Source organism: Micromonospora sp. NPDC047812 (genome assembly GCF_040704175.1).
Classification (GTDB): domain Bacteria; phylum Actinomycetota; class Actinomycetes; order Mycobacteriales; family Micromonosporaceae; genus Micromonospora.
This window is the reverse complement of sequence record NZ_JBEYRY010000005.1, coordinates 263,570-283,431: the sequence shown is the minus strand read 5'-3', so window position 1 is coordinate 283,431 and position 19,862 is coordinate 263,570. Positions and strand designations below refer to the sequence as shown.

Genomic DNA, 19,862 nt, shown 5'->3' with positions numbered 1-19,862 from the left:
CCCGGGCTGCTCCGCTCAGGATCGTCATTCTCTCCCCGATTCGACGCTCATCGACGCCCGAGCAGTGCCCGAGCGGAACCTCGCCGTTCACGACGGTCGTCCCACTGCTGCCGGAGGAGTCGGAAATCGTCCGCCTGGCTGGCGAGCAGGTCGGCCAACGCCTCGGGATTGACCGAGCCCGTCGACCGCTTTCCACGAACTGCGCTCTCGATGTCGAAGGCGTCGGCGAGCACGCGTGCGGCGTCGGAGACCTGGAATCCGTGCCGGCCGGCGACCTCGGCCAACAGCCCGGGGTCTCCGGGATGGGGCGGGATGTCGGCGGAGATGGCGGCGGCGATGTACTGCCCGACGACGATCTGGGCGTCGCGCCAGGGGATCCCGTCGTTGAGGGTCAGGTCGTTCGCCAGTGCGAACGCGCCCAGATACTCCCGCCGGCAGGCTTCCCGCATCCGGTCGGATCGGAAACGCAGGTTGTCGATGACGGTGGAGAAGAGCCGCAGAGCGGTCCGCGTGGTGGAGACGGAGACATGGAGGTTCGCGGTCGCCTCCTTGGACACCTCCACCATGTTGGAATAGGGCGTCGCGCGTTGGGCGAGGACGATGTCCACGCCATAGGCGCCGAGATGCGCCAGCTTCCCGCGGATTCGCTCCAGGATCGGGAAGTTCTTCTTCTGCGGCATCGCCGCCGAGATGCCGGAAAGCTCGTCGGGCAGGTCGATGAAGGCGTACTCGTTGCTGCCCCAGGTCATGAGGTCGGTGACGAAGCGGCTCAGTTCGGCACCCAGGATGGAGAATTCCGCCATCATCTCCAGGGCCAGCGACCGGGACGCCACGGCGGTCAGGGCGTGCGGAACCGGCCCCGCGAAGCCGAGCAGGCGCGCCAAGCGGTGCCGGTCCCAGGGCAGTTGCTGGCCCGCCATCGAGCCCGCGCCGAGCGGCGAGAGGTCGTTGCTGTCATAGGTGGCGAGCCAGCGGCGCAGGTTGTGCAGGATCTGCTGGGAGAGGGCGGCCAGGTAGAAGCCGGGAGTGATCACCTGGGCTGCCTGGAGATGGGTGTATCCCGGCATCAGCAGGTCGGTCGTACCGCTGGCGAGTCGATGGACGGCCGCACCGAGGCCCAGCAGGTCCTCCGCCGCCCCGCCGAACCACTCGCGTGCCGCGAGAGCGTGTGCTGTCGCCTGAGAGTCGTTACGACTGCGGTCGACGTGCCAGGCCGGGACCGGCTCGGTCAGCTGACGATGCACCCACTGCTCGATGGCCATCGACGTGTCGGACATGTTGGTGGAGGGGTCCGCGCTGAGCGTGGATTCGTCGATCCCGCCAAGGATGTCCGCGATGTCTCGTCGTTGATCGCCGGTGATGACCCCCATCCGCTCGTACTCGAACAGGAGAGCCACTTCCACAGCGAGGTAGTGAGGAAGCAGGTGAGTCATGTCGAAGACGAACTGCGGCCGGAGGATCTCGTCATGCACCTGGCGGGACGGGCCGCTGGACAACCGCCCTGACATGAGGGCGGAGCCCTCGGAAACGAGCTGCACTGAAGACCCCCCGTTACAGAGTTGCGCGGCCGGACTGCAACCAGAATCCGCGCCTCGCGGCGCGTGACATCGCCTGCGGATCAGATCGCCTCGAATGAACGACGGTCAGCTGAGGGAGGTACGACGATTCATCACAGAGGCGCGATCGGCGGCGCTGGACGAATTCGACGTTCGCCGTCAGCAGACATCAGATCAACTCCCCCGTGGAGCGAATACAAAATCGTGCGAACAACGGAGCGCGAAACAACAGTTCGCGCTAATACGCGGTCTTCGATGGGGCGAGCGTAGCCGCGCACCCCGCGCCAGACAAGGGACTACATTCGCGAGCTATGTCTGGTACAGGTCGTATCCACTCGCCCCGGCATCCGGCTCCGAAGCGCCCGCCCGGGCACCCTGACGATGGTCGGAGCTTTCCCCCGACCGAGGCCGCTCCTGGCTATCGATACTGCTGGCGGGGCTGACGGCCTGGACGGAGCGAGTGTCTTTGGCGCTTGGACACTCGGAACGTGTCAGGGGTTTCAGCTCAGTGGGAGTTATGCCCGACCCATCGTCAGCTAACGCGGGACAGCACTTGTCTGCATTCGGCCTTCAAGCAGAATTCCAGGCTTCGTCAATATGCCTGACTGAAAGCAGCCCCGCGACTACCGCCCGTGCCGACAGTCGTGGCATTCCGATCCCCGGACGGCGACGACTTTCCTCGCCACCTGATCGACCGACGGCGCGCGATGCCCTGTCGGTGGTGGACGCACTCAAAGGGTCGCAGAGGACGGCCGACAGCCACTCCAACGCCGGCGGGCCGAGCCGACCAGGTCAAGCTTGCCGGCGACTGCCTCGCCGTTGGCAGCCTGGTACTGCGTGGATTTCCGTGTTCGGCCTGGGTGTGGTCGTCGGACCGGACGTCGCCCCTGTTTGGGAGACCCACGTCATGGCGGACAGGAAGAAGCCGGGTGGAAAGTTGTCTGCCGGGTGGTGAAGACACGGCCGGGGACGGTTGGCGCTGCTGCGGACGTGTCCGCAGCAGCGCCGTCAGTTCGGCGTGTCAGTTGGGGGACCGACCGAGGTCAGTCCACCAACGTGACCTGCCCGTTGTCCAGGTCGTACCGGGCGCCGACCACCTTCAGCGCGCCCGCGTGCAGCCGCTCGGCGATGATCGGGCTGCGTGCGGTCAGCGCCTGGACCTGGGCGCGGACGTTGGCGCGGACGCCGTTTTCGACCTCGTCCCCGGGCTGCCCCAGCACCGGCTCCACCACCGGCCGCAGGCTCTCGACGATGGTGCCGATGTGACCGGGGGCGGAACCACCGGTGCGGATGGCGTCGATGGTGGCGGTGATCGCCCCGCACCGCTCGTGACCGAGCACGACGATCAACGGGCTGTGGAACTCCTCCACGGCGAACTCGATGCTGCCCAGCAGCAGGTCGTCGACGATGTTTCCGGCCACCCGGTTGTCGAACAGGTCGCCCAGACCCTGGTCGAACAGCACCTCGGGGGCGACCCGGGAATCGGCGCAGCCCAGGGTGATGGCGATCGGGTGCTGACCAGCGGCCAGGCGGCGCAGGTCGGCCAGGCTCTGGTGCGGGTGCCGGCTGTGCCCGGTGACGAACCGGTGATTGCCGTGGCGCAGCCGCCGCCACGCCTCGGCCGGGGTGACGACGGGCGGCTGGCTCGGGGCGGCCGTCGCCGGCCGGGACGCGGCGAGGCCGAGCGCGACGGCGGTGGCCCCGCCGGCAGCCAGCAGCGACCGTCGGGACACGGGGTTTCGCTTCACGATGATCTCCTGAGGTGAGGTCTGCGCCTGCTTTCTACCACCGTCCGTAGGTCCACTGTGTCCCTTTTCCGACCCGGTCCGTTACGTCACAACGGCGCGCTACCCGCCCGCTCCCGGCGGGACGCCAGAACGCCGGGTCCGCGTACCAGGCCCGGTTCCGCGCGGCGCGGACGGCCGTCAGCCGGCGGGCCGGCCGGCCCTCGGCGGGGCCTCGGACCCTGGTCCGCCTTGTCGGCCTGGACGAGCCGTCGCAGCCCGGCCGCCCGCACCCAGGGTCGCCATCCGCTCCCGGTACGACAGGACGTCCAGTTCACCGAGGAACGCCTCGTCGAACTCCGCACGGCACCCATCGTGTCCAGCGTCCGGCCCGGGCGCCGACCGGTCTACGGCAGCCGTTCCCGTGTGGGTGGTGCTGTTGCTGGTCGTATGACCGTCTGCTTGCCCGCTTTCGCGTTGCGGACGGTGACGTCAGTAGGTCGTGGGCCTGGTTGCGGTGACGCTTCGCTACTGCCCACGACGAGCCACCGCGATCGTCCAGGCCGTCCTCGTACTACACCACGTCCAGACCAGCCGCGACCCACGATGAAAAGGGCTCATGGTCGGCCCGTAACGGTCAAGCCCACGCTGAATGCAACATAGCCAGAAGTGCTGGACAGAAAGGCTTGGACACTCCGATCGATCCGGCCGAGCGGAGCAGCCCCTGCACCGCCAGGACATCGCATCGATGGAGGCGCCCGATTGCTACAGTCGCGCGTCATGGGCGGGCGAGCGTTACTCATCGGTGTGCGACGGTTCGCGGACCGGGTGGGTGCCGAGTCGGAATCGCCACTGCTACTGGGAAATCGGGCGCCTCTTGGGTTCGTCGATGAGGTGCAGGCAAGGGTGCGTAAAGCACTGGAGGTGCTGGGCTTCCACGTCGACGTGAAGCTCGACCCGGACCGGGGCCAGATGGCCGGCTCCGTTCGAGATGCGTTGGAGAACGACAGCGGAAGCCTGGTTCTGCACGTCGTGTCTCACGGCGAGGTCGGCGTTGACGACACACGACTTGATGTCGTGCCCGCGTGCGGGCGTACGGGAATGGGCACGAACGTCGCTGAGTGGGTATCGTCCGGACAGCTTCGTGACCAACCTGTTCTGCTGTTGCTTGACTTGTGCCGGTCGGGTCGGATCGCCCGGCTGCCGTGGCTGCTCCAGCAAACCGGACCGGACACGAAGACCTGGGTGATCGCGGCGGCTGGCCCGGATGAGGACGCCTTCGACGGACGGTTCAGCTGGGCGGTAGCCGACGTGCTCGACCGGCTCGCCATCGACGGTCTGGGTGCCGACCCGAGCATGCGGCATGTGCCGCTGGAACTGGTTGCTCGACGGATCGCGAAGCGGGTTGCAGCCCAGAAGGGCTTGCCGCAGCGTGTGCACGCCACTCCGGTCGACCCGGCGCAGCCGCCAGGCGAGCCGCTGTTCTTCCTCAACCCTCGCTACGAGCCCGAACATCTTGTCAGCAAGGTGTCAGATCCATCGCTGCGGGAGTCTCTCGACTACGCCTACTTCATGGAGCGGGCAGGCACGCATTTCACCGGACGTCACCGCGAACTGCGCCTGCTGTCGCTCTGGCTGGACGGTGCGGCGGGCGACAGGCCCATCGTCATCACGGGAAGTCCCGGTGCCGGCAAGTCAGCGCTGCTGGGCGTGCTCGTGTGCGCGGCGCACCCCACTCTTGCCAAGGAGGTACCCGCCGTCCGCGCACGGCTGGACACCCGATCACGCCCGTCCCTCAACCCCAACCTCGCGACAGTGCACGCCCGCGGCCGCGACACACTCCAGTTCGTCCACTCCATCGCCGACCAATTGGATCTGACCGCGCCGCGATCCGGCCGCTCCGCGGACAATATCGCCGACTGGCTTGACGAGCTGGACAACGGACTGTGGCAGCTGGACGACTTCGCCGCCGCTGTGCGAGAACCGTCATCGCCGGGCTGGAACGCCGCCACGCTCGTCGAGGTCATTGCCGGGCTACCCGAGCCGCCGACAATCGTGCTCGACGCGCTCGACGAGGCACTCGACCCGATCGGCGTGGTCAACGAGTTGCTGCTGCCGCTGCTGCACGCCCACCGGCCGTCGGGCGAGCCGGCGTGTCGGCTGTTGGTCGCCACACGCCCGGACGCGAAGTTCGCCCGGCTGATCGCCCAGACCGATGTGCTCGATCTTGACAGCGTCGAGGCGGATGAGTTGAGCGCGGATTTGGAAAGCCACATCATGAATCGGCTCGCCGACGCGCCCGGCTACCGCGCGCGATCGGCGCGGCTGGTACGGGAACGCCTCGCCCGGGTGGTCGCGGGCCGCCTGGCCAGCGCATCCCGCAACTGGGGTGCGTTCCTGCTCGCGGAGGTATTCCTGCGATATCTCGAAGCGGTGCCCGTTCCGGCCGACACCGAACGCGCCTCCCAGCTTGGTCTGTCCATGCCAACCCGGTTACCTGAGGTATTCGAACTCCACCTCGGTGCGCTCGGCCCGGATCGAACTCTGCGCTGGGCGCTGGCCGCGATCGCTTTCGGCAAAGGCGACGGCATGCCCGCCGAGTTGATCGCGGCTCTGGTCGGCGTTGACGTCACCGACGTGCTTCTTCAAGGAGGACCGTATCTGCGTACCAGCGCCGACTCCGACGGAACGACGCTGTACCGGCTGTTCCACCACAGCCTCGGCGAGTATCTGCGATCACAGCACGACACCACGCGTCTCTACGAACGCATCGTCGCGGGCACACACAGCTGGCGTACCGCACCGCCGTACCTGCTGCGGCACGCGATTGAACACGCCGCCGACGCGAGTCGGGTCGACGACCTGCTCGTGGACCCCGAGTTCCTGCTCATGGCGGAGCCGGACGCTGTCATCCGTCACCTGGGAGAAGCCCGGTCTCCGGCGGCACGAGAGGCAGCGGTGCTCTACCGGACGTCGGCGAAGCGGCATCGCGAGGCGACGCCCGACGAACGTCGCGAGATCATGGCAATCGACGCGCGTCGCGTCGGTAGCCACGTACTCGTGCGGGCGTTCGCGGGTACCGGTCTCCTGACCCGCTGGGCGACCGGTGCACTGGTCAATCCCGCGCTACGGGATGACCTTTCCGGGCACATCTTGTCGGTGTCGTCAGTCGACTGCCTGCGTATCGGAGACGAGATCATCGCGGTCACCTGGGGCGGCCGCACGGTCCGGCTGTGGAACCTCCGCCAGGGCCGCCCGTGGCAGCCTGCGCGGATCACCCTCGACCATCGGTACCACGCGATTGCCGCGTTCGTCGCGGCCGGCCGGCCGGTGGTGGCCGCGCTGGACGTCCAGGCCGGAATCCAGATCTTTGATCTGATCACCGGCGAGCCGGGCAGCCGGATACAGGAGCCGAGAGGCCTCTCGTACTCTGCCGTCACGGCAGGCACGGTGGATGGCCAGGCGGTAGTCGTCGCCAGCGGCTTCGATGGGGTAGTGGACGTCTGGCCGGTGTCGTCGTCCGACGAGGTGGGCGCCGAGTCGCACGAGATCGGCTTCCACAACGAGACCGTCCGCTACGCGAACTCGTTTACCGCAGACGGAGCCACGGTCGTCGTCACCGGTGACGAGAGCGGGCAGATCAAGGTGCGCTCCCTGTCCGGCCGCCCGATCGATGCCACGCTCGCCGGACACGACGGCGAGGTTCGCGGTGCCGGCGGCGTCATGCACGGCGCCGACCTGTACGTCGTGAGCACGGGCGAGGACGGGACCGTCCGGATGTGGAATCTCAAGTCCGACAGCCCTCGCAGCGAGATCCTGACCAACGACGACGTGCTCGCCGGACCAGTCGCCTGCGCGGTCGTCGACGACCGGCCGATCGCGCTGGTCGGGCACGCCGACGACATCGAGTTATGGGACCTACGCACCCGAAGGCGCGTCGGCGCCCCGCTGCACCACACCGACAGCGTCCGGGCGATCCGATGCGTCGACCTCGATGGTGCGCCGGTCGCGGTGAGCACAGCAGCCAACGGGACCGTGCGGGTATGGAACCTGGACGTGGCGGTGACGGACGCATCGGCTGTCCTGCCAGGCCACACCGAACCGTTCAACGCGGCGGCCTGCGCCGTCGTCGACGACCGGATCGTGATCATCGCCGGCGGCGGCGAGGTAGACAGCCGGCAGGACGGCGTGGCCGTGTGGGACCTCGCGGACGGAACACTGATCGGTGAGCCGTTCGGCCGGAAGGTCGGTTGGGTGTCGGCGCTGGCGACGGTACGCACCGGCGACACGACCGTCGCCGTGCTGGCGGGAGGGGAAACGAGCTCTCTGGAACTGTGGGACATCGCGACCGCACAGACGTTCGGGAACCTACTGGAAGGGCACGAAGGCTTTGTGCACGACGTCGCCGCCGCCAACGTCGGCGGCCGGCCACTGGTGATCTCCGGGGGGTCAGACGGCGTGCCCCGGGTGTGGGACCTGGCCGACGGCAGCTGCGTCACGCTTCCAGCCGCCGGCGTCGATGTCGCCACCGACATAGCGGCCATCGACAAAGTGGCCATCGGCGACGACGGCGGCGTTCCCTACGCCGTGACCTGGTCGGAGCAGGGCAGCGAGCTCCTGGTGTGGGATGTCCTCGCCCGTGTCATGCGTTGCAGGGTCGATCCGGGGTCCACGATGGGGCTGGTGGCCTGCACGACCGTGAGCGGTGAACCGGTGGTCGTCGCGGCCGGCGAAGGCGTTGGTGTCTTCGACGCACGGACCGGCGCGTGCCTGCGCGTCATGGCGTCACCGCCGGGTCTGTACGCGCGTGCCCTTTCGTGCGGCGTACGTGGGGGACGAGCAGTGGCGGTGACGGGCTGCTTCGACAAGGTCGTGCGGGTGTGGGACCTGCTGACCGGTGAGTGCCTCGATGAACACGCGGTGCCTGACCACGTCGACGCTGTGGTGCTCGCTCCAGACGGTGCGATAGTGGTGTGCTACGAAAGGGAAATCGTCGTACTGGACCGTGGGGAGTGACCCGCACCATGCGTGTCGTGGGGGTGCACGGTGTCGGCAACTATCGTCCGTCCGCCACGTCGACGCAGGCAGGCGCGCAGCTGGCGGCGATCTGGAGCCGCGCGCTGGCCCGTGGATTTTCACAGCCGGTGGATCTGACCGTCGCCTACTACGCCGACCACCTACAGCCGCGCGGTCGTCAGGGCGCGGACGACGAACTGCCGCCAGAGGCACGTGAACTGCTCGAAGCATGGTTGGCACAACTCGACGTGCCACCTGCCGTCACCCAGGGCAACGCCACCCGGCCGTTTCGCCAGATCCTCGGGTGGATCGCCGAACGCCGCCAGCTCGCGCCGCGTCTCGTGGAGTTGTTCGTAACAACCTTCTTCCGAGAGGTCGCCCGCTACCTGCGGGGCGACGGCGTCCGGCAGACGATCCGAGACACGGTGGCCGCGACGATCCGCGCACACCAGCCCTCGGTGGTGCTGGCGCACTCCCTGGGCAGCATCGTCACCTACGAGACCCTGTGGCACCACGGCGACCTGGAGGTGGACCTGCTCGTCACGCTCGGCTCGCCGTTGGCCATGCCGCACGTGGTGTTCCCGCGGCTCGACCCCGCCCCAGTGGCTGGTCGCGGATCGCGCCCGCCAAACGTGAAGCGCTGGGTGAACATCGCCGACGCAGGTGATCTGGTTGCGATCCCCTCAGGCGGCATCCCCATGCGGTTCATCGACCTAGCGGCCGACCATACAGCGGCGATCCACGCGTTCGACTTCCATCTGGCGGCGAACTACCTTGCCTGCACGCCACTGGCGGCGGAGCTTGCGGCTCATCGTTGACAGGCGGAGCTGGCTCGGCGGATGGGTGTCTACGCCGCCGAGGTCGTCGACGTCGTCCGGAGGCCTGGACTGATGCTCCCTTCGGCGGGTGCGGCAGTACCTGTGTGGCCTGGTCTCTGTTCTGGGGCGCAGGAACTGCTGGACCCTGGCTGAGCAGACCAGGGATGTCTCACCGGACGGGACGCAAGGCAGTGAGGAGGTGGGTGTCCGGCCCGATCGCCCTGGGCCGTCGCGCCTGCCGAGCGGCAACGTGTTGTTGCAGCCGGGCGAGCCGCTCGATCACGTCGAGCATCATGATTCGCAGCGAGGCCGTGTCCGCGTCCCGACCCGGTGTCAGCTGCCGGAAAGCGACCACGTAGTACAACGCCGACAGCACGGCGGGGCAACCACCTCCGTGACGCCCACGTCCTCAACACCTCGCCGGCGCTGCCCGGATGTGCGGATGAGGCGGTCGCGGCGGTCTTTGCCGATCAGCTGGCCAGCTTCCCAAAGAACTCGTTCAGCGTGTCGTAGTACCTCGTCGTCCGGGCTCGGTGTTCTGCACCCCAGACCGTGATCAACTGCTGCCGGCGCCGTGACGTGCGGTTCTCGGTCACCTGCCGCATCGATGCGAGGATCCACGCCGCATGCAACAGCATCAACAACGGCCAATGGGCCGGCATCAAGGCACCCGCAAGCCATCCGGGACGAAGACGCCGGACACACCCGCCGACTCACCTCAGTTCGAAATGATCAATCGGCGATCGCCGCCAACCGTGTCGGTGGATCGAGGCTCAGGGCTGTCGGTTATCCCGTTGACGGACATCCCAGCCATCGGACGCGAGCGCAGGAAATTACATCCCATCGGTCATTTCCGATAAACCATCGGACATCCGTGACCATGATGCAACCCTGCGTTCCCCAAAAATCGGTAAGGATCCATGTCACTGTCTAGAGAACTGGAGCATGCGTGTCTTCGATGAACAGAAGGAAGCTGATCGCGCTCGGCGCCGGCGCGGTCGCCGCCGCGGCGACCGGCGCGGCGGCACAGGCCGCACCGTCCACCGACGGCGCGCTGGCCACCGCCCCGTCCGCCGCCGAGCTCGCAGCGACCCTTCCGGGGGGTTTCACGAGCAGGTACGCGGCGGTCAACGGAATCCGGCTGCACTACGTCGCCGGTGGGCGCGGGGAGCCGCTGATCCTGCTGCACGGCTGGCCGCAGACCTGGTGGGAGTACCACAAGGTGATGCCCGCGCTGGCCACCCGGTACCGCGTGATCGCCGTGGACCTGCGCGGTGCCGGCGGCTCCAGCAAGCCGGCCTCCGGGTACGACAAGAAGACCATGGCGGCGGACATCGCGGCGCTGGCCGGGGCGCTGGGCTACACCAAGGTGAACGTCGTGGGTCACGACATGGGGTCGATGGTCGCCTACAGCATGGCGGCGAACCACCCCGCAGTCGTCAACAAGATCGCCATGCTGGACGTGGAACACCCGAACAGCAGCTACTACGAGTTCCGCATGCTGCCGGCCCCGGGTGCCCCGTTCCACCCCTGGTGGTTCGCCTTCAACCAGGTGTCACAGCTGCCTGAGCAGCTCATCACGGGCCGGTCCCGCTTCCTCGTCGACTGGATGTTCGACAACCTCCTGGTCAACAAGGCAGCCATCAGCGACTTCGACCGCGCCGTCTACGCCCACGCGTACTCGACTCCGGACGCCATCCGGGGCGGCAACGGCTGGTACCAGGCGCTGGGCCAGGACATCATCGACAACGGGACGTACACGCCGGTGACCGCCCCGGTCCTGGGCATCGCCCACGACGTCTTCTTCCCGAGCTTCGCTGCGACGCTCAGCCAGCAGGCCACCAACGTGCAGCTGGTGCAGATCGCCAACACCGGGCACTACTTCGTCGATGAGCAGCCTCAGGTGCTCACTCAGCACCTGCGATCGTTCTTCGGCTGAGGCCGTCCGAGCCGAGGCTCCCAGCGGGGCCGGTGGGCGACGGCCGGTCGAGCCGTCGCCCACCCCTGCCGCACTCCACCGACGCCAGCCTGCCCGCCGGACAACCGTTCGGGGCGTTGCGCCAGCCCGTCGACGTCGAACTCGAAGACCTCGGGCGCGTACTGGCGAGGCACGTCGATGTCGGTACTCGACAAACGGATCATCCCCGCCATGGTTGCGTTGTGCGCAACTGCACCTGTGGCGGGGATGACGCCGTTCATGCTGTCCGTCGGGTTTGACCGATGCGGTGTGGACGGATCTCGCGCCCTTGATGCCCTGGCCGGCTACGGCCTGGCGATCCTCGCCCCGTCCTGCTGCAGATCGTCAAGGGCGTCGTCGGGACGCCGTGATGACCACTGCGCGCTGGACATGACGCTGTCCGGGCCGCAATCGCGGAGGTGCGGCAGAACTCTCCGGCTTGAAATCATCTCGGTGCGTGACCACATCGCGCCGAGATCTGCTCGAACCACCCATCAGGCCTGAAGTAACCCGATCGCCGTGACCATGTGCCGCAGCACGTGGCGACGGACGCCCGCGAAGGAGAATCACGATGGAGATCACCCAAGCGCCGCCCCGAGCGGAACTCGTCCGCCGCGCCTCCGAGCTCGTCCCGCTGCTGCGGGAAAAGGCGGTCTGGATGGACGAGAACCGGCAGCTACACCCGGACGTCATCGAGGCCATCACCGATGCCGGGCTGCTGAAGATGCGAGTTCCGGTCCGCTACGGCGGCTACGAGTCCGACATGGGCACGGTCGTGGACGTGCTGGCCGAGCTCGGGCGGGGTGACGGCTCGACCGCGTGGACCGTCGCGGTCTGGTCGATCAGCACGTGGTTGACCGGGCTGTTCCCCGACGAGGTGCAGGACGAGGTGTTCTCGACGCCGGACGTACGCGTCTGCGGGATCCTCAGTCCCGGCGCGATGGCCGTGCCGACCGACGGCGGTTACATCGTCAACGGCAAGTGGTCGTTCAACACGGGTGCGCAGCAGAGCACGTGGAACACGACGGCAGCGGTCACGCCGGTCGAGGGCGGCGGTTTCGCGCCGGTCATGCTCGCCATTCCGGTCGCGGACCTGGAGATCGTCGACGACTGGCACACGTCGGGCCTGCGCGGTTCCGGCAGCATCACCACGATCGCCAAGGACGTCTTCGTCCCGGCGGAGCGTGCGCTGCCGATGGGGCCGGTGCTGCAGGGTCAGCACAGGTCCAAGCTGAACGCCAACGCACCGATCTTCAACGCGCCGTTCATGGCCACCGCCTGCTCGATCGTCAGCGCGCCGGCTCTCGGCCTGGCCCTGGCGGCGAAGGACGCCTTCCTCGACCGGCTGCCCGGCCGCAAGATCACCTACACCAGCTACGAGAACCAGAGCGAGGCCCCGATCACCCACATCGAGGTGGCCAGCGCGATCGTCGGGATCGACGAGGTCAGGTTCCACGCACACCGCGCGGCGGACCTGCTCGACACCAAGAGCCGGGCGGGCGAGCCCTGGACGCTCGAGGAGCGGGCGCGCATCCGACTCGACCTGGGCGCCGCCTGCCAGCGGGCCGAAGAGGCGATCGGCATCCTGGCCAACGCCAGCGGCGGCTCGTCCGTCTACCGGGACGTCGCGATCCAGCGCATCCGGCGGGACGTGCAGGTGCTCAACCTGCACGCCATCCTGCACCCCAACACCAACCTCGAGCTGTACGGCCGGATCGTCTGCGGCCTGGACGCCAACACCCTCTACGTCTAGGACGGCTGTCGAGGTTCCCGGTCGAGCCGGGGCGGAGCCCAGGCGACGTCCCGGTCGGGCGGAGGTCGGTCCGGACACCGGTGTCCGGACCGACCTCCCACGCCGTCGGCGGCGATCCCGATCCCACCGCCATCGCCACCCGCGCCCGACCGTCGCCGGGGGCCCGCCGCTGGCCGGCGACACACGCCCCGGCAGACAGCGAAGCGTGTGGCCTGCCGGCCGCACCGCCGTCGCCGCGCGACCACGTCCGGCAGGTCCGCCTGCCGGGCCCGGTCACGGTCAGCCGGCGACGGTCGGCCTGCTCTTCATCGACAGTTTCGCCACCTTCGCCTTCCTGTGCAGCTGCGCCGCGATGGGCTTCGCGGCCGGACTGCCCGCCTGGGCCGCGCTGCTGATGATCGTGGTGTCCGTGTGTGTGCGCACCGTCGGCGACTGGGTGCCGTCTTCGCCCTGACGAGCATGCTGATGCCGGTCGTGGCGCGGTGGGGCGAGCGGACCAGGCCGACGTCGCCGGACGTGGGCGAGGCGGAGGCCGCCGGCGCGACGGCGTGAGCGGCACCGGCGCCCACCGTGGCAGCCGTACGCATCCGCGCCGCCGCACGTGGGCCCGACCGCCGCCCCGGCGGATCACGGATACCGATCCAGCACCCGACACCGGCAGCTGTGCGCCATGACTCCACGCCGCTTCGCCGGCAGCCTCTTCGCGATCGCTCCGGCCACGCGTCGCGCGATCAGGCACCGGCATCCCGACGGGTTCCGGTCGGCCCACAGCGCGACCTGCACCGATCTGGTGCGGGTGGCAGGGCTCATTCACCCCTCAGTCGCTCCCCCGCGGTCCGCGCCGTCCGGGATGGTGGCGGGTCGAGCACCTCCGCGGCCTCGCGGCCGACCGCCTCGCGCGTTGGGCCCGCCGACAGGATCGTCGAGGCGCGAGGTCGCCGCCGCGCCTCGACGGTGGTCGTCTCGCGCCCGGGGATTCACGGCGTCGCGGGACCGCGATACCTCAGCCGACCGCGGTCGATGACCACGGTCCCGTCCTCCTTCGCGGTTCGGAACGAGGCGGTGCCGTCGTCGCCGCGCCAGATCGAGACGACCAGCGAGTCACCCGGCGTGACCGGGGCGGTGAACCGGCCCGACATCGAGATGAACCTGGCCGGGTCGGAGCCGCACAGTTCGTGCAGCAGCGCCCGTCCGGTGAAGCCGTAGGTGCACGGACCGTGGAGGATCGGCCGGCTGAAGCCACCTCGCGCGGCGACCGCCGGATCGGTGTGCAGAGGGTTCCGGTCGCCGGAGAGCCGGTAGAGCAGGGCCTGCTCCTGCCTCGTGCGCAGCACGACCCGGCGGTCGGGATCCTGGTCGGGCGGCTGCCACGGTGCGGAGGCGCCACGATCGCCCCCGAACCCACCCTCGCCCCGGATGAACATGCCGAACCGGGCGGTGACGAGAGGCTGACCGTCGGCGGCGTCGACGGCGACGCTCTCGAACTCCACCAGCGCGCCCGAGCCCTTGTCGTACATCCCGGTGACGGTCGAGGTGACGAGAACCGTGCCAGCGACCGGCAGGGGCCGGTGCAGCTCGATGTGTTGCTCGGCCTGCACCAGCATGGCCCGGTCGAAGGCGCCGATGCTGCGCGCCGTCGGGGCTCTTGTCAGCAGCACGCCGTAGGTGGGCAGCACCTTCTGCGCGACGCCTTCGCTGTTCTCCGTGGTGAACGCGAGCTCGCGCAGCGGGTCGCCGAGACCCGCTCCGACACCGACGGCGTACAGCAGCGCGTCCGTCGAGGTCCAGGATCGCTCGTACGGTTCTCCGGGCACTCCGACGAGGCTGCGATCGAGCGGCATCAGGAGTCAGCCGGCTGCCAGCGCGGGGACGGTCACGATCGTCGCCCAGCTCACGCGGTCGCCAGTTCGAGCCGCTCGGGCCCACCGCTGATGATGTCGAGGAAACACTCCTTGATCCGGTCGACGAGGCTGGCGTCGTGCATGTCGGTCCGCAGCTGCAGGGCGATGTCGAGGCCCTCCGGGATCGGCGACACGATGAGCATGACGGGGAAGTGGGACTGCGTGGAGAGCGCGCTGCCCTCGGTCACGAGCGTCCCGGCAGCGTCGCCGAAGGTGAGCTCGGGTGTCGGGGTGTAGTTGAGCGCCACCAACCGGTCGAGGTGGATCACCTTGTCGGAGCCGCTGAGCGCGCTGCCCAGCTCCTCGGGGACGATGAGGACGTCGCGCGCGGCCATCGCCCGCAGATACGCCTCGCGCGTCCGCGCGAGGATGCTCGCATCCGAGTGGGACGGGCCGTTCGGGCGCAGCACGATGTTGCCTGCCCGGTTGGTGACGGTCCCGTCGATCACCTTGCTGGAACTGTTCGCGACGGCGACCATCACGCCGAAGTCAGGCGTCCCGCCTGCCCGGACGATGGACTCCACGTACACCGCCGCCACGCAGACGGAGGACGGCATGCCCTTGTCCCGGGCGTACTCCTCCCAGCTCTCCATCTTCGCCTGCGGCACGACGAACTCGCGCAGGGCGGCCGGCCCCGGGAGCGAGTAGCGCGAGCCCTCGGGGATCGGGGGGAGTTCCGACACCCCGTCGCTGCGCGCGGGAAGCCGGCAGGGCGGAAGCTCATGGAGCTCGTCGCGCCAGTACCGGCGCTGCGCCTCGGTGTCCGCCGACGCGAGCTGGTGCCGGAAGTCGCACGCCATCTCCGCGAGCGACGCGGTCCGGCTCGGCCACCGCGGCGCCTCCCCGGCTGCGCGCGCCGCGTACGCCACGGACAGCTCCGCCGTCACGATGACCAACGAACGGCCGTCGAACCCCGCGTGGTCCGCCGCCAGCCCGAACAGGGTGCGCCCGCTCTGCCTGCTGCGCACGACCGCGCACCGCCAGATCTTTCCCTCGTCGAGCCGGAGCGGCCTGCGCAGCGTCCGCCGCAGCGTCTCGAGCGCCGCGTCGTCACTGCCTTCCTCGCCCAGCCGGTGGAACTCCGCCTGTCCCGGATCGGCCGGCACCTCGGCCAGCCCGAGTTCCGGCCCGCTGAGATACCGGGCGTGCAGCGCCTGGTGCCGGCGGTGGATGTCGGTCGCGGCGGTCTCCAGAACCGCATTGTCGACCTCGCCGTCGACCCACCAGGCCATCTCGACCACGATGTTCTGCGGAACCGTCTCCGCCTGCACCGGAGTGATGGCCACGAGCTCGTCGCCCTCGGCGGCGAGCGGCTTGGCGGGGGCGGGCTGTTCACCGCTCGCGTCGCGGGCCGCGTCGATCCATGCCGCGAGCTGCGCGATGGTGGGGGTTCGGAAGATCTGGGTGAACCTGACCCGCACCCCGGTGATCTGCTCCAGGCGGGCGCAGGCGATCGTCACCCACATCGAGTCGAGCCCGAGATCGAACAGGGAAGCCGCGCGCGGCAAGCCAGGGACGTCGAGCAGCTCCGCGAAGACGCGCTCGACCATGACCTCCGTCTCGCCGTGGGGGCGCTCCCCACCGGCGACATTGGACGACGGAGCGGCGTGGGAGGTCTCCATGGCCTTCTGCTGGGTCATTTCCACTCCTCGTAACGCATGGAAAGGGCTGGCAACGACGATTGCCAGAAGCTGAGGATTGCCTGTCCTTCGCCGGCGTCGCACCTCTCGGGTTGCTCCCCCGCGTCCCGGCGCCGATCGGCCGGTGGTCGGGGCGGGCGCACGAGCGGAGATGCTGTCGAGCGGGCCAGCCCTGCCACGGTGGGATCTGCGAGGGATGTTCCGTTCCGGGCTTGCGGATGGCCCCCGGTCATCACCGGCCGGACACACTCAGGTGACGCCGGGGCCGGAAGTGACCGCCTTGGCGGCCGACCGCCGCAACGCTCGGTCACAGGCGGCGAGATGCCGGCCGAGGGCCTCCTCGAAACTGGTGGTCGCGGCGTCGAACATGAGCTGCCGACGGATCGCCAGTTCGGTGCCCGAGAATGTTCTCGTCATCGCCGCCACGGCGACCAGCGCGTGGGCCGGATCCTCGGCCAACTCGTCGATCAGGCCCAGGTCGACGCCTTCGGACGCCTCGATGGCGGCGCCGAAGAGGATCGCCCGGCGCATCCGTGCCCCGCCGACCTGCTGGGCGAGACGGAAGACCGCCATTCCCGGCCAGGTGGCCTCCCCGTACACCGACAGCGACAGGCGGACGTCCGGTGTCGCGATGCGATAGTCCGTGGCGAGCAGGGCGTCCAGGGCCACGCCCCCGCAGTCGCCCGAGGCGATCGCGACGGTCGTGACGCCGAGGCGCTCGAGTCGGCGCAGGCAACGTTCCCACTTGGTCACCAACGCCACGTCGAGGCGGCTCGTCCAGCCCGCGTCCGGCGCACCGGACACATGGACGGGGAGGATGGTCGCGGCCTCGACCGACTCGACCGCTGCGCAGATCGCCTCCACCGCGGCGACGCATGCCGGCGTCAGCGGTTTCGAGCCGTTGATGTGGAGTTCGAGGTCACCTCGTGCGCTGTCCACGGCGCCGGCGGCATGGTGGTCGTTGCGGCCGGTGCGGACCGTCTCCGCTGTCACCACTGGATCAGCGCCGTCTCGATCGTGGAACCTGGACCCATGGTCATGAGCACTCCGTAGTCGCCTGGGGCGGTGACGTTCTCCTGCTGGAGACGTTCATAGGAAAAGAGGAACGAGCCGCTCGACAGGTTGCCGTAGTCACGCAGCACCCCGGTGGTGTGCCGGACGTCGTACCGGGTCAGCCCCAGGTTCACCATCACGGCGTCGACGACCTTCTTGCCGCCCGAGTGCACCAGCCAGTGCCTGATGTCACTGCGCAGCAGGCCGGTCTTCGCCAGCAGGCGGTCGATGACGAGTTCCGCATGGGCGCCGACGACATAGGGCACCTGTGGATCGAGGTAGAAGCTGAACCGACTCTGCTCGCGGTCCCAGTCGTAACGCATGGCCTCCAGCGCGTCAGGGATGAGGCAACTGGCGAACTTGAGGATGCGCGGCCGACCAGGTTCGCCCAGGGCCCCGGAGCCCGGGCCGGCGACGACCGCGAGCGCGGCGGCGCCGTCGCCGAACAGGCTGTTCACCACCGCGGTCCGCATCGTCGAGTCCAGCGCGTACGCGGCCGAGCAGGCCTCCGTGCACACCATCACGGCCAGTTCGCCGGGATTGGCCATCGCCCAGTTCGACACCGCGTTCAGTGCGTTGAGTCCCGCGTTGCAGCCCATTCCGACGACATCCGTGCGCGCGCAGTGCCGGTCGATTCCCAGCTCGCGAATGAGCAGGGCGCTGATTCCGGGCGTGAGGAATCCTGTCGAGGTGACACAGCACAGGTAGCGGATGTCGGATACCGCGGCGCCCGCGTCGTCCAGGCACGCGCGCAGCGCGCGCACGCCCATGTCCACGGCCAGCGCCTTGTGTTTGTCGAGCAGGTCGCCCTGAGCCTCCGGCAGCCGGGTGCCGTCCTCCCCCAGCGGCGGCAGCTCCAGAAAGCGTCGCTGGATCGCGCTGTTGAGGAATATCGAGCGTATTCGCGGATCGGAGATGTCGAAAGCGTCCAGCACGTCCTGCTGCGAGAAGGACGTGGACGACACGGCCGAGCCCACGCCGGCCATCGAAGAGGCGTACGGGCTGGATGGAAACCACGGAGAATCTGCTGCCTGCGCCCGGCCACCCGCGTTCCGGGTACTGGCGACGTCGACCGTCATTGGCAAGCCCATGATTGCTCTCCATCTCTGCCGACGGCCGGTAGCTGGACAGCCGTGCGCCCTGACCGCATCCGAGCCACCCATGGCCTTCCGGCCAAAGTTGCGTTCGCGCCCATAAGTCGACAATGGGGCCCGAGACGCGGCGGTCGCATCTCGGAGGTTGCCCGGGCCTCGCGTCGAGGCCGTGACCGGGCTGCCCAACGGTCGGGAACCGATCCTTCTCCGGTATCCGGCACGGCAGCGTCGCGTCGCAGTCATCGTCGGCGCCTGCGCCGTGGCGGGCATCTTCCGCTGTGCGGTGCTCCCAGCTCGTCACCGTCGACACATCAGTGGCGTGCGGTTCAGGCAGGCGCGAGGATGTCGTTCCCTGAGCCGCCGAACAGGATCGGATCCGGCAATTCTGCGGGCGGACCGCACCGAATGCAGAGGACGAGCGAACGTACGACTACGCGACTGTCGGCGGCGGGCCCGCGCACCATCCGAAGCCTGACTTGCATTCCGTGATCAGCAGCCGGGAACGGCGCAATGACTCCTTGGTTGCCCGATGTCTGCTGGTACCCTGACGCGATGAGGCCGCTCCGGTATTCCATCAACGTCACACTGGACGGGTGCTGCGACCATCGTGCATCACCCGGGGGCGAGGAAATTCACCGGCACTATGCCGAGAATCTCGCCCGGGCCGACGCCCTCATCTTCGGTCGAGTGACCTACGAGATGATGGAGGAGGCGTGGCGGCCGGCGGCGGGGCCGGGAACGCGGCCCGAATCGACGGACCACTTCGCGCGGACGATCGACGCGGCGAAGAAGTACGTCGTGTCGAACACGCTGGACCAGGTCGACTGGAACGCCGAGGTGCTGCGTGGCGACCTGGGGAAGTCCGTTGAGCAGCTCAAGCAGGAGCCGGGCAACGGCTTGTTCCTGGGCGGCGTGAAACTTGCGCTCGCGTTGGCAGAGTTGGATCTGATCGACGAGTACGAGTTTGTGATCCACCCGAGAGTGGCGGGACACGGACCGACTCTGTTTGCGGGGCTCCCGAAGTCGCTCGACCTGAAGCTCGTCGGCAAGAGGCAGTTCGAGTCGGGCGCGGTCGCGATGCGGTACGAGCCGAGGAGATGACGGAAGCACCCTCTGGGATCCTCATTCGAGAGATCTTCATGCGGACGGTACTGGTTGGACGATCCGGCTGCACCAGCACGAGATCGCCAATGCGTCTCCTCCTGGTGCGGTCGGATTGTCGTGACCGCCGTCGCGGCGCGGATTCCTCGCCGCGGCGCGGCCCGCGTGGTCGACCGCTCCGACCCGATTCCGGGCGGCGCCGCCGTCCGCGGGCAGACGGCCAGGTCGACGGCCGCGGTGGGGCAGCCG

General features: G+C 68.8%; 13 protein-coding genes. 6 read left to right on the top strand and 7 right to left on the bottom strand.

All coding sequences use genetic code 11. From position 1 onward, the window contains the following. Positions 1-47: 47 nt before the first annotated feature. Positions 48-1,472: a lyase family protein gene (locus tag AB0883_RS21175; protein WP_366642869.1), complete on the bottom strand. Its 1,425-nt coding sequence runs from the start codon at positions 1,470-1,472 to the stop codon at positions 48-50. Between the two features lie 1,127 nt (positions 1,473-2,599). Then, positions 2,600-3,304, bottom strand: a complete 705-nt coding sequence (locus AB0883_RS21170) for a carbonic anhydrase (protein WP_366642868.1) — start codon at positions 3,302-3,304, stop codon at positions 2,600-2,602. A gap of 756 nt (positions 3,305-4,060) precedes the next feature. Between AB0883_RS21170 and AB0883_RS21165 the strand changes: the two genes are divergently transcribed. Together AB0883_RS21165 and AB0883_RS21160 are read left to right on the top strand one after the other, a co-directional pair. Beyond that, entirely contained in the window at positions 4,061-8,296 is a 4,236-nt protein-coding gene (locus AB0883_RS21165) for a caspase family protein (protein ID WP_366642867.1), read from the top strand. 8 nt (positions 8,297-8,304) lie between these two features. Beyond that, a complete protein-coding gene (locus AB0883_RS21160) occupies positions 8,305-9,114 on the top strand; it encodes a hypothetical protein (protein ID WP_366642866.1) in 810 nt (269 codons plus the stop codon). 169 nt (positions 9,115-9,283) lie between these two features. On the opposite strand, the gene AB0883_RS21155 is transcribed toward AB0883_RS21160, so the two are convergent. Next, positions 9,284-9,490 carry a hypothetical protein gene (locus tag AB0883_RS21155; protein WP_366642865.1) on the bottom strand — a complete coding sequence of 69 codons (207 nt, stop codon included), beginning with the start codon at positions 9,488-9,490 and terminating at the stop codon, positions 9,284-9,286. A 582-nt stretch (positions 9,491-10,072) separates the two neighbouring features. On the opposite strand from AB0883_RS21155, the gene AB0883_RS21150 reads away from it, so the two are divergent. The 3 genes from AB0883_RS21150 (at position 10,073) to AB0883_RS21140 (ending at position 13,278) form a co-directional block, all read left to right on the top strand. Then, complete coding sequence (locus AB0883_RS21150) at positions 10,073-11,053, top strand: alpha/beta hydrolase (protein ID WP_366642864.1); 981 nt, start codon at positions 10,073-10,075, stop codon at positions 11,051-11,053. A 589-nt stretch (positions 11,054-11,642) separates the two neighbouring features. Continuing rightward, positions 11,643-12,824, top strand: coding sequence for an acyl-CoA dehydrogenase family protein (locus AB0883_RS21145; RefSeq protein WP_366642863.1), 1,182 nt, complete (start codon positions 11,643-11,645; stop codon positions 12,822-12,824). 205 nt (positions 12,825-13,029) lie between these two features. After that, positions 13,030-13,278 carry a hypothetical protein gene (locus AB0883_RS21140; protein ID WP_366642862.1) on the top strand — a complete coding sequence of 83 codons (249 nt, stop codon included), beginning with the start codon at positions 13,030-13,032 and terminating at the stop codon, positions 13,276-13,278. 523 nt (positions 13,279-13,801) lie between these two features. Here AB0883_RS21140 and AB0883_RS21135 read toward each other — a convergent pair. The 4 genes from AB0883_RS21135 to dpgA all read right to left on the bottom strand — a co-directional run bounded on the left by AB0883_RS21135 (position 13,802) and on the right by dpgA (position 18,509). Further along, entirely contained in the window at positions 13,802-14,638 is an 837-nt protein-coding gene (locus AB0883_RS21135; RefSeq protein WP_366642861.1) for a MaoC/PaaZ C-terminal domain-containing protein, read from the bottom strand. Between the two features lie 77 nt (positions 14,639-14,715). Continuing rightward, the gene (locus AB0883_RS21130; protein ID WP_366642860.1) at positions 14,716-16,449 is read right to left on the bottom strand and encodes a condensation domain-containing protein; all 1,734 of its coding nucleotides are present in this window, start codon (positions 16,447-16,449) and stop codon (positions 14,716-14,718) included. 165 nt (positions 16,450-16,614) lie between these two features. Further along, entirely contained in the window at positions 16,615-17,358 is a 744-nt protein-coding gene (gene dpgB, locus AB0883_RS21125; protein ID WP_366642859.1) for an enoyl-CoA-hydratase DpgB, read from the bottom strand. Continuing rightward, positions 17,355-18,509 (bottom strand): 3,5-dihydroxyphenylacetyl-CoA synthase DpgA, encoded by a 1,155-nt coding sequence (gene dpgA / locus AB0883_RS21120; RefSeq protein WP_366642858.1) that lies wholly within the window; start codon positions 18,507-18,509, stop codon positions 17,355-17,357. The genes dpgB and dpgA overlap by 4 nt, the downstream gene beginning before the upstream one ends. 555 nt (positions 18,510-19,064) lie before the next feature. Here dpgA and AB0883_RS21115 point away from each other — a divergent pair. Continuing rightward, positions 19,065-19,613, top strand: a complete 549-nt coding sequence (locus AB0883_RS21115) for a dihydrofolate reductase family protein (protein ID WP_366642857.1) — start codon at positions 19,065-19,067, stop codon at positions 19,611-19,613. Positions 19,614-19,862 lie beyond the last annotated feature (249 nt).